We start from the raw sequence: 9192 nt of genomic DNA, 5'->3' as shown, positions 1-9192 counted from the left end.
AGCCCTGGGGCTTGCAACTCGCTTCGGGCATCGCCCGAAACATTGCTGTCACACCGATTCACCGAGACAACCAGAGACCACCACCATGCTGCCCAACATCGTCCTCAAGCCCGCCGCCGTCAAGTTCATTTCGCGCATCGTGCGCTTCTCCGGCTTGCCGGCGGGTGCGGGTTTTCGTCTGGCGGTTTCGCCTGGCGGCTGCTCGGGCTACAGCTCGGAGTTCAGCGCCGAGGCCGCACCCGGCCCCGGTGAGCAGGTGCTGGAGATCGAAGGTCTGCGCCTGTTCCTGGGGGCCGAGAGCCGCCTGATGCTCGAAGGCGTGATCGTCGATTTCGCCGACACGCCGACCCAATCGGGCCTGACCTTCACCAACCCGAACCAGGCCGCCTGCGGCTGCAGCAGCGCCTCCAGCGACAGCGCGCCCATCGTGGGGGTGACCAAGATCGAGATCGGCGCCATCGGGCGCGGCCGTCCGGCCACACTGGCCTCCTGAAGCACGGGACATGAACGCCGCCGTCGTCAACCTGGGGCTGGACGACGCGCTCGACGCGTTCGGCGCCGGTGCGATCGGCGGCGCGGTCAGCCCTGAGGTCGATGCACTGATCAAGGAAGCGGGCTTGAAGCGCGACCAGAGCGATGAAGCCCTGGCCTTGCTGGAGCGGGCCCGTGCCCTGGCGCCCAGCCACCCCGGGCCCTTGATCGCGCTTTACCGGTTTCATTTTTATGGTCATGCGCTGGACAAGGCCCGCGCGGTCGGCGAAGACGCGCTGGCCATCGCGCGCGCCGCGCTCGGCCCCAACTTCGGCGACCAGCCGCCCGACGACGACGCCCTGCGCCACGACCCGGCCGTGCGCTTCTACCTGTTCACGCTCAAGGGGCTGGCCTACCTGAGCCTGCGCCTGGGCGACTTCGACGAAGCGCGCCTGATGCTGGCTGCGCTGCGCCAGCTCGACCCGAAAGACCACCTCGGTGGTGCCTTGCTCTCGCACGTGCTCGCGCGCCGCGAAGCGGCCGACACCCCCGATGCGGTGGACCCGCTGAGCGCCTACCCGGTGCGCAGCTGGAGCGGAAACGGGGCGAAGTTATGAACGCCCTGAGCGACTTCATCGGCACCCGCGCCCCCGCTGGCGACATCGAGGCCTCGCACTGGCAGGGCGGCCCGGTGGACTGCAGCGCCTGCGAATACGCAGCCCTGCGCGACCGCCCGGCTGAACAGGGCTGCGAACCCGGCCACGCCTGCATGCAGGACGTGTACGCGCGCCGCATCGACCGCTTTTTCCGCTGGCACCCGGAGCAGGGCGACCGCCAGCTCGGCCACCCGTACTTCGAGGTGCGCGCCATTGCCGCGCGCCACGCCAACGTGTTCCGCCTGGCCTCGCTGATGGACGATCCGGACGAAACCGTGCGCCTGCAGATCGCGCTGCGCCTGCCGCAGCAGCTGCTCGGCCGCATGGCGCACGACCCGCACCGCGAGGTGCGCATCCGCGTCGCCCAGCGCCTGGAAACCGCCGAACTCGCCGCCATGCGCAACGACACCGATTACGGCGTGCGTGAATGGGTGGCGCGGCGCCTGCCGCTGGCGCTGTTGCCGACCATGGCGCGCGACCCGGACCGCGCCGTGCGCCTGATCGTGGCGCAGCGCCTGGAGATGCCGGCGCTGCTGATCCTGCTCAGCGACAAGTCGCCCGAGGTGCGCCGCACCGTTGCCGAGCGCCTGCCCGCGCCCCTGTTGCCGCGCCTGATGGCCGACACCGACTGGCGCGTGCGCTGGGAAGTGGCGCAGCGCGCCGACCCGTCCCTGCTCGACCCCTTGCGCGAGGACGATGACCCCTTGGTGCGCCAGTGCGTGCTCGAACGCCAGGACCCGCGCCAGGCCCTTTCACTGGTACCGGGAGTGCCCCATGGCTGACATCAACCGCGACGATGCCGAGATCGAACTCGCTTTTCCCCCGCGCTTCCAGTACGGCGAGCGCGTGATCGCGCGCTCGGTGGTGCGCAACGACGGCACCTACAACGGCAAGGACATCGGCGAGGTGCTGGTGAACAAGGGCGAGATCGGCTACGTCATCAACATCAACACCTTCCTGCAGCAGTTCTACATCTACGCCGTCGACTTCGTCGAATCCGGCCACCGCGTCGGCATGCGCGCCAAGGAACTCTGCACCCTGGACAACCTGCCCGACGAGGTGCTGGCACAGCTCGGCGAGAAGGCCGCGTCCATCACCACCCTCGGTCAACCCACCCGCACCGACACCACCACCGCCACGGAGGCCCCATGAACGGCATTGAACCCCGCGAACCCGTCTACGCCTGGGGCCAGCGCGTGATCGCGCTGGACGACCTCATCAACGACGGCAGCTACCCCGAGCGCGAACCCGACGCCCTGCTGGCCGCGCGCGGCACGGTGGGCGAGATCGTCAACATCGGCCACGCCCAGGAACTCAACGAGCCGGTCTACCTGGTGCAGTTCCCCGGCTGCGTGGTCGGTTGCATGGAGATCGAACTCGTGCCCGCACCGGCCGGCCTGTTGCCCGAGACCGAAGACGAGGCCGCATGAACGCTGTCCCCGAAGCGCGCAACCCGCCGCGTGACCTGACGCTGCACCGCCTGGAGCGGGCGCTGAAGGAACGCGTGCGCTACCGCTTCGTGCAGCCTCAGGTTTTCATGGATGAGGATGGCTACCGGGTCGAGAGCCCCTGCTGCTCGCGCAACGTGGACCCGAGCGGCGGCACCATCGCCATTGCCTTGCTGAAGCCGCCCGTGGGCGAGCACCCTTGCTGGACGCTGTGCGCGCGCGACCATCAGCAGCAGGCCTGGGTCGAGAAGGAGCGGGCCGACCAGATCGAACCCTTGCTGGACTTGCTCTGCTTGGACAGCGAACGTTGCTTCTGGCCATGATCTATCTGGACCACAACGCCACGACACCACCCGCGCCCGAGGTGCTGGATGCGATGGGGCCGGTGTTTGTCACCGCCTGGGCCAACGCCTCGTCGCAGCACGGTCCGGGGCAGGACGCCAAGCGCGTGCTCGGTGCGGCGCGCGCCACCGCGGCCAGGGCCCTGGGCTGCAAGACCAGCGAACTCATCTTCACCAGCGGCGCCACCGAGGCCAACCACATGGCCCTGACTGGCCTGCTCGCGGCGGCCCGGGCGCAGGGCCGCCAGCGCCTGCTGATCGGCGCGGTCGAACATTCGGCCCTGCTGCGCCTGGCGCGCTCGCTGACCGAGCAGGGCGTGCCCGTGGACTTCATGCCGGTGTCGCCCGACGGCCGCATCGACCTCACCGCCGCCGAAGCCCTGATGGGGCCGGACCTGGCCTTGGTCTCGCTGATGGCGGCCAACAACGAAACCGGTGCGCTGATGCCGGTGACGGAAGTCGCCGCGATGGCCCACGCGGCCGGCGCCGCCATGCACGTGGACGCGACGCAGTGGATCGGCAAGCTGCCGTTCGCTTTTGCCGACTACCCGGCCGACGCGGTTTCGCTCTCGGCCCACAAGTTCCACGGCCCCAAGGGCGCGGGCGCCTTGCTGCTGCGCCAGGGCCGGGCCTTCGTTCCACCGGTGCCGGGCAGCCAGGAGCGTGGCCGCCGCGGCGGCACCGAGAACCTGCCGGCCATCGTCGGCCTGGCCGCCGCGCTGGAGCGCCTGGGCGATCTGGCGTCGCAGGCCGAACACGTGGCCGGCCTGCGCGACGCGCTCGAAAGCGGTCTGGCCGAACTGCCCGGCCTGCACGTGTGGTGTCAGGGTGTGCCGCGCCTGCCCGGCACCAGCTACCTGCGTTTCGGCATGGTGGACGCCGACGTCGTGCTGCAGCGCCTCTCGCGCCTGAACGTGGCGGCGTCCAGCGGCGCGGCCTGTTCCTCGGGCGGCAGCGAGCCCTCGCACGTGCTGACCGCCATGGGCGTGCCGCGCGACGAGGCCCTGTGCGCCATCCGTTTTTCGCTCGGCGATGAAACCCGCGCCGAAGACATCGCCTTGCTGCTGAACAGCTTGCCGGCTTTGATCGAACCCTTGCTCAGCGTTGCAACTGAGTCCTGATTTTTTGTGTCTTTCTGAATGGAGCCGATGATGAAAGTGATGATCCGCCGAGATGCCAAAGGTGTGCTGAGCGCCTATGTGCCCAAGAAAGACCTGGAGGAGCCCATCGTCGACATGGTGAATCCCGGCATGTGGGGTGGGCTGGTCACGCTGGCCAACGGCTGGCAACTCGACCTGCCGGTCATGCCCGAAGGCACGACGCTGCCCATCACCGTTGAAGCGCGCCGCCTGGCCTCTTCGGTCTCTGAGGACTGAACGCCATGTCCATCAGCACCGAACATCTGCGCGCCGCCGGTGAACTCGTGGGCGCTGCTGCCACCCTGCGCGACGCGGCCTCGATCTGGCGTTCCCAGCACCCCGAGATGAAGGTGGTGCTGGTCGATGCGATGGACATGCGCGACGAAAAACCCGCGCTGCTGCTGGGCGCACGCAAGGTCTACCTCGCCACCTCCAACGGCCACTGCTGGAGCGTGACCGAGGCGCCCGAAGAAGCCGATGCGCTCATCCTCACTCAGGAATAAAAAATGGAAATCGATGCCATCTCCCTCTACGAGCCCGCGTGCGGCGAGCGCGAGATCCAGCTCGTCACCGCCGTGCTGGAATCGGCCCGCTGGGGCGATGGCCCCATGCTGGAATCGTTCGAGCGCGCCTTCGCCGGCTGGGCCGGGCGGCGCCACGCGGTCGCGGTGGGCAGCGGCACGCTGGGCACCTGGATCGCGCTGCGCGCCATGGGCATCGGCCCGGGCGACGAGGTGGTCTGCAGCAGCCACGCCTGGCACCAGGTGGCGCAGGCCATCACGCTCGCGGGCGCCACGCCGGTGTTCGCCGACATCAACTACTGGACCGGCTGCCTGAGCCCCGAGAAGGCCGCGCTCAAGATCACGCCGCAGACCCGCGCCATCCTGGCCGGCAACACCAACGGCCACCCGGCCGACTGGGACCCCTTGCGGGCGCTCGCGAAAGCGCACGGCATCCCCCTGATCGAAGACAGCACCGAAGCCCTGGGCTCGCGCTACAAGGGCCAGACCGTGGGCAGCTTCGGCGACGTGTCGGTGTTCGACTTCTCTCAGCCCTCGGCCCTGTGCACCGGCGAAGGCGGCATGCTGGTCACGGACGACGACACCTTGGTGCACGAACTGCGCTACCTGCGCCAGCGCCGCGTGAGCGACCGGCATTCGGTTTCGGTCGGTTCGCGCGTGCCGCTGCAGGCCGGCATGAGCGAGATGACCGCCGCGCTCGGCCTGGCCCAGCTCGCCAGCCTGGACGACCGGCTGCTGGAGCGCAAGCAGGTGGAGCTCTGGTACCACGAGCAGATGCAGAGCTTCGAGGGCGTGAAGCCGCCGTACCTGGCCGAGAACGTGGACGAGGTGCACTGGATGCTCTACGTGGTGCACCTGGGCAAACGCTTCACCGCCAGCGCGCGCGCGCAGATGGTGGACGACCTGGCGGCCAGCGGCATCGAGACCGCCGCCTACAGCCACCCGCTGCACCAGCAGTTCTATTACATGAACGCGGCGGCTGCCATCGGCCAGCAGCGCGGCCTGCTGCGCGACACCGACCGCATCGGCGACCGCGCCCTGGCCCTGCCGCTGCACACCCAGATGGACGCGGTCCAGGTGCAGTACATCGTGACCACGCTCAAGGACACCGCCACAAATGTGGGTGCCGGCGCCGCCATCTACCTCTAAGGAAACACCATGACCGACCTGATCCAAGACATCGCCCGCCGACTCGACGCCGGCAGCGTCATCCCCTACATGGGCCCGGACATGTTGTCGCTGTGTGAACCCGGCAAGGTGCCGGCCACGCCGCTGGACCTGGCGACCTTCATGACGGCCAAGGTCAGCGTGCCGCACAAGGTGCGCAACCGCCTGACGCAGGCGGCCCAGTTCATCGAGAACTTCAAGCACCGCAAGTCCGTCGTGCACCTGATGAACGAGGCCTTTGCCAGCTCGCCCGAGCCCTCGGCCCTGCAGCTGGCCCTGGCGGGCAGCAACGCCGGCCTCTGGGTCGACACCTGGTACGACGACAGCATGCTGAACGCGCTGACCCGCGTGCGCGGCGGCAGCGGCTGGAACCAGGTGCAAGGCCTGTCGCAGTCCGAACATTTCGGCCAGTGGACCGGCGCCTACGACGCCCAGGGCAAGGCGCTCGACACCCTGCCGGTGGCGCCCACGCACTACAAGCCCTGGGGCGGCCACAGCCCGGCCGGCAACTACCTGGTGTCCGACAGCGACTACGTCGAGGTGCTGACCGAGATCGACATCCAGACCCCTATCCCCGCGGCGGTGCAGGCCTGGCGCACCGGCCGCAGCTTCCTGTTCCTCGGCTGCCGTTTCGATGACCAGCTCACACGCTGCTTCGCGCGCCAGATCATGAAGCGCTCCAGCGACCTGCACTGGGCCGTGCTGCCCAACGAGCCGACCCGCATGGAAGCGCGTTTTCTCGAAGAGCAGGGCATCACGCGCATCAACATGCCGCTGGCCGATTTTTCGGCGGCGCTGATCGACGCGCTGCAACCCGCGCTCGCCTGACCCTTTCCGGTTCCCTTTTCCCAACCAGCCATGAGGCCACAACCATGACCACGATCACCGTCCTTCCTTCCGGCAAATCCTACGAAGTCGCCGCCGGCACCACCCTCCTCAAAGCCCTGCTCGGCGTGGGCGAGCCGGTCATGAGCAAATGCGGCGGCAACGCCAAGTGCGAGGCCTGCCACGTCTTCGTCACCAGCGGCCGCAAGAGCCTGTCGCGCATCCAGCCGCTCGAAAACGAAAAACTCGACGGCATGGTCGGTATCGGATCGGCCTCGCGCCTGGCCTGCCAGGCGGTGCTCGGCGAAGACCCGGTGACCATTGAACTGCTCATGACGAGCTGAGCCCCAGGGCGCACCCACCATGGCCGCCTTGCTTCATCTGCCCACCCACAAGGTGGCCGACGTCGTGGTGGTCGGCGCGGGCCTGTGTGGCCTGGCGCTCACCCGCAGCCTGGTCGCGCGCGGCCTGAGCGTGACCCTGCTCGAAGCGCGGGATCGCATCGGTGGCCGGGTGCTGACCCGCAGCGATGCGCAGACCGGCCAGGCGCTCGATCTGGGTGCCACCTGGTACTGGCCCGAGACCGAGCCGCGCATCAGCGCGCTGCTCGGCGAGCTGGGCCTGGCCACGCTGGCCCAGCACGACCCGGGTGACGCGCTTTGGCTCACCGACCCGAACCGCCAACCCGAACGGCGGCAGGAAGAGGGCGGTGTGCACGCTGGCGCGCGGCACATCCAGGGTGGTGCGGCCCGGCTCGTGGAAGCGCTCGCCGCCGAACTGCCCGCGGGCTGCCTGCAGCTGAACAAGCCAGTTCGCGTGCTGCGCGACCGTGGGTCCCACATCGACATCCTGCTGGAAACCGGCGCGCCGTTGCGCGCGCGCCAGATCGTGCTGGCCCTGCCACCGCGCCTGGTGCATCAGCGCATGCTGCTGGACCCGCCCCTGCCTGCCACGGTCTGGGACGCGATGGAAAACACCGCCACCTGGATGGCGACGCACGCCAAGGCACTGGTCGCTTTTGACCACGCCTTCTGGCGCGAAGCCGGGCAGTCGGGCAACGCCTTCGTGCGCCACGCGCAGGCCGTGCTCGGCGAGGTGTTCGACGCCTGCGACGAAGCCCAGGGCGCGGCACTGGGCGGCTTCGTGGCGCTGAACCCGGCGCAGCGCGAGCACTTCCAGCGCGGCCTGCCGCTGCTCATCGAAAGCCAGCTCGCGCAGCTCTATGGCCAGGCCGCGCAGAGTGGCCGGCTGCAACTGCAGGACTGGGCGCTGGAGCCCTGGACCTGCAGCGGCACCGACCGCGCCACACCGCCCGAACCGCCTCTGGCCGACCCGCTGCTGCGCCAGCCACAGTGGAGCGGCCGGGTGTTCCTGGGCGGCAGCGAAACCGCGGCCCACGGCGCGGGCCACATGGAAGGCGCGCTCGAAGCGGCCGACCGCATCGCCCACGCGCTGCTGCGCCAGAAGGTGCCCACTGCCAACCCCCAAGCGCCCGTGGCCCACGACCGCGAAGCAGCACTGCGGGCCTTTGCCGAAGGCGTGGCTGCGAGGGTCGCCGCCGCGCCCGACCAGTACCGTCGCCACCTCACGCGCCTGCTCTCCAGCCAGCAACACGAGCTGCTCACGCAGCGCGCGCTGCTCGCGACGGTGGACCGCGTCTACAGCGAGAGCCTGGCGCAGATCGACGCCCTGTTGCCCGCGCTCGACGCCGCCGGCGCTGCAGTGGTGCAAGGGCAACACGCGCTCACGCCGCAGCTGCTGGCCCCGTTCGCGGGTTGGAACAAAGGCTTGCTGCAGGCCGCGCTGGCCTTCAACGCCAGCTCGTGCGCCTTGTCGAATTTCGCGCAAGACCAGACTCCCGACGCCGAGACCCAACGCGCCATCACGCTCGACCTGGCCGCCGCCTGGCGCGAGTTCGCCATCGAGCTCAATGCCCGGTTGCTGCAAGCCCAGCCCATGGTCTGCAGCGCCTGAAAGACCATGAGCCAACCCATGCTGCACAGCGCCTTGTTGGGCCTGATCCAGAGCGCCTGCGAATCGGTGCTGATCCTGGTCGAACAACTGCCGCGCGAGGAGTTGATGCGTTCGCGCCTCACGCGCGCCGAGGTGCAGCGCCAGCTCGCCACCCTGGCCGCCAGCGTGGCGCAGATCGAGCCGGAGCAGCGCGCCACCATGCCCGAGCTCGACTGGTCGGGCTGGGCCTTGATGCAAGTGCAACTCGCTGGCCCACCCGGTGAGACCCTGGACGAAGCCCTGTGGTTCGCCAGCCAGTCGCTGGTGCCCGCGACGCTGCTGTGGCTGCGGGTGTACCGGCAGAGCCAGCCTGATCTGTTTCGCATGAGTCTGGCTTGAGGACGTTGACGCGTTCGCAGGTCCATCCGGGTGAAACGTAGATATCGTTGGCAAGACCTCGCGTGCCAAGGCGTGTGCGGACAGGCCGCAGCGCTTCGGTGAGGCGGTCGGTGCTTCGCACCGACTTCCCTGCGATGCTCGCGACCGTGGCCCGTCGCACAACTCGCTACGTTCGCTTGCGCTCTCTCCGCTCAAACAAGTGCGACAAGTCAGTTGACGAAGCGCGCTGCGCGCGCGGCCACGGCCACTGCGCTTCTCGGCGCCTCACAGGC

At 69.1% G+C, this 9192-nt stretch carries 14 protein-coding genes; all 14 read left to right on the top strand.

Translation table 11 applies throughout. The features are described 5' to 3' along the window. Nucleotides 1–85: 85 nt before the first annotated feature. The 14 genes from F3K02_RS23420 to F3K02_RS23355 are packed head-to-tail and all read left to right on the top strand — an operon-like array spanning nt 86 to nt 8920. On the top strand, nt 86–493 hold the full coding sequence (locus F3K02_RS23420) for a HesB/IscA family protein (protein ID WP_177138541.1): 408 nt from the start codon (nt 86–88) through the stop codon (nt 491–493). A 10-nt stretch (nt 494–503) separates the two neighbouring features. Next, on the top strand, nt 504–1088 hold the full coding sequence (locus F3K02_RS23415; protein ID WP_177138530.1) for a hypothetical protein: 585 nt from the start codon (nt 504–506) through the stop codon (nt 1086–1088). Beyond that, entirely contained in the window at nt 1085–1909 is an 825-nt protein-coding gene (locus tag F3K02_RS23410) for a 4Fe4S-binding leucine-rich repeat protein (RefSeq protein WP_177138529.1), read from the top strand. Before F3K02_RS23415 ends, F3K02_RS23410 begins: the two co-directional genes overlap by 4 nt. Then, the gene (locus F3K02_RS23405) at nt 1902–2279 is read left to right on the top strand and encodes a nitrogen fixation protein NifZ (RefSeq protein WP_177138527.1); all 378 of its coding nucleotides are present in this window, start codon (nt 1902–1904) and stop codon (nt 2277–2279) included. The genes F3K02_RS23410 and F3K02_RS23405 overlap by 8 nt, the downstream gene beginning before the upstream one ends. Further along, complete coding sequence (locus F3K02_RS23400; protein WP_177138524.1) at nt 2276–2557, top strand: nitrogen fixation protein NifZ; 282 nt, start codon at nt 2276–2278, stop codon at nt 2555–2557. The genes F3K02_RS23405 and F3K02_RS23400 overlap by 4 nt, the downstream gene beginning before the upstream one ends. Further along, nucleotides 2554–2898 (top strand): DUF3024 domain-containing protein, encoded by a 345-nt coding sequence (locus F3K02_RS23395; protein WP_177138523.1) that lies wholly within the window; start codon nt 2554–2556, stop codon nt 2896–2898. The genes F3K02_RS23400 and F3K02_RS23395 overlap by 4 nt, the downstream gene beginning before the upstream one ends. Next, nucleotides 2895–4037 (top strand): cysteine desulfurase family protein, encoded by a 1143-nt coding sequence (locus F3K02_RS23390; protein WP_177138521.1) that lies wholly within the window; start codon nt 2895–2897, stop codon nt 4035–4037. The genes F3K02_RS23395 and F3K02_RS23390 overlap by 4 nt, the downstream gene beginning before the upstream one ends. 30 nt (nt 4038–4067) lie before the next feature. After that, entirely contained in the window at nt 4068–4292 is a 225-nt protein-coding gene (gene nifT, locus F3K02_RS23385) for a putative nitrogen fixation protein NifT (RefSeq protein ID WP_177138519.1), read from the top strand. Between the two features lie 5 nt (nt 4293–4297). After that, nucleotides 4298–4558, top strand: a complete 261-nt coding sequence (locus F3K02_RS23380) for a hypothetical protein (RefSeq protein WP_177138517.1) — start codon at nt 4298–4300, stop codon at nt 4556–4558. Nucleotides 4559–4561: 3 nt separating this feature from the next. Then, nucleotides 4562–5725: a DegT/DnrJ/EryC1/StrS family aminotransferase gene (locus F3K02_RS23375; protein WP_177138515.1), complete on the top strand. Its 1164-nt coding sequence runs from the start codon at nt 4562–4564 to the stop codon at nt 5723–5725. Between the two features lie 9 nt (nt 5726–5734). Further along, nucleotides 5735–6571, top strand: a complete 837-nt coding sequence (locus F3K02_RS23370) for an SIR2 family protein (protein WP_177138513.1) — start codon at nt 5735–5737, stop codon at nt 6569–6571. Nucleotides 6572–6615: 44 nt separating this feature from the next. After that, nucleotides 6616–6912, top strand: a complete 297-nt coding sequence (locus F3K02_RS23365) for a 2Fe-2S iron-sulfur cluster-binding protein (protein ID WP_177138511.1) — start codon at nt 6616–6618, stop codon at nt 6910–6912. Nucleotides 6913–6931: 19 nt separating this feature from the next. Continuing rightward, nucleotides 6932–8542 (top strand): flavin monoamine oxidase family protein, encoded by a 1611-nt coding sequence (locus F3K02_RS23360; protein WP_177138509.1) that lies wholly within the window; start codon nt 6932–6934, stop codon nt 8540–8542. A 6-nt stretch (nt 8543–8548) separates the two neighbouring features. Then, the gene (locus tag F3K02_RS23355) at nt 8549–8920 is read left to right on the top strand and encodes a hypothetical protein (RefSeq protein WP_177138500.1); all 372 of its coding nucleotides are present in this window, start codon (nt 8549–8551) and stop codon (nt 8918–8920) included. Nucleotides 8921–9192: the final 272 nt, after the last annotated feature.

This window comes from Hydrogenophaga aromaticivorans, assembly GCF_013387465.1.
Classification (GTDB): domain Bacteria; phylum Pseudomonadota; class Gammaproteobacteria; order Burkholderiales; family Burkholderiaceae_C; genus Hydrogenophaga; species Hydrogenophaga aromaticivorans.
The sequence above is the reverse complement of the archived record's forward strand: the minus strand, read 5'-3'. Positions and strand labels throughout refer to the sequence as shown.

Bases quoted from the DNA above. Each gene is read 5' to 3' on its own strand.
- F3K02_RS23370 (WP_177138513.1), top strand. From the start codon at position 5,735: ATGACCGACCTGATCCAAGACATCGCCCGCCGACTCGACGCCGGCAGC.
- F3K02_RS23415 (WP_177138530.1), top strand. From the start codon at position 504: ATGAACGCCGCCGTCGTCAACCTGGGGCTGGACGACGCGCTCGACGCG.
- F3K02_RS23365 (WP_177138511.1), top strand. From the start codon at position 6,616: ATGACCACGATCACCGTCCTTCCTTCCGGCAAATCCTACGAAGTCGCC.
- F3K02_RS23420 (WP_177138541.1), top strand. From the start codon at position 86: ATGCTGCCCAACATCGTCCTCAAGCCCGCCGCCGTCAAGTTCATTTCG.
- nifT (WP_177138519.1), top strand. From the start codon at position 4,068: ATGAAAGTGATGATCCGCCGAGATGCCAAAGGTGTGCTGAGCGCCTAT.
- F3K02_RS23355 (WP_177138500.1), top strand. From the start codon at position 8,549: ATGAGCCAACCCATGCTGCACAGCGCCTTGTTGGGCCTGATCCAGAGC.
- F3K02_RS23400 (WP_177138524.1), top strand. From the start codon at position 2,276: ATGAACGGCATTGAACCCCGCGAACCCGTCTACGCCTGGGGCCAGCGC.
- F3K02_RS23380 (WP_177138517.1), top strand. From the start codon at position 4,298: ATGTCCATCAGCACCGAACATCTGCGCGCCGCCGGTGAACTCGTGGGC.
- F3K02_RS23410 (WP_177138529.1), top strand. From the start codon at position 1,085: ATGAACGCCCTGAGCGACTTCATCGGCACCCGCGCCCCCGCTGGCGAC.
- F3K02_RS23405 (WP_177138527.1), top strand. From the start codon at position 1,902: ATGGCTGACATCAACCGCGACGATGCCGAGATCGAACTCGCTTTTCCC.
- F3K02_RS23375 (WP_177138515.1), top strand. From the start codon at position 4,562: ATGGAAATCGATGCCATCTCCCTCTACGAGCCCGCGTGCGGCGAGCGC.
- F3K02_RS23360 (WP_177138509.1), top strand. From the start codon at position 6,932: ATGGCCGCCTTGCTTCATCTGCCCACCCACAAGGTGGCCGACGTCGTG.
- F3K02_RS23390 (WP_177138521.1), top strand. From the start codon at position 2,895: ATGATCTATCTGGACCACAACGCCACGACACCACCCGCGCCCGAGGTG.
- F3K02_RS23395 (WP_177138523.1), top strand. From the start codon at position 2,554: ATGAACGCTGTCCCCGAAGCGCGCAACCCGCCGCGTGACCTGACGCTG.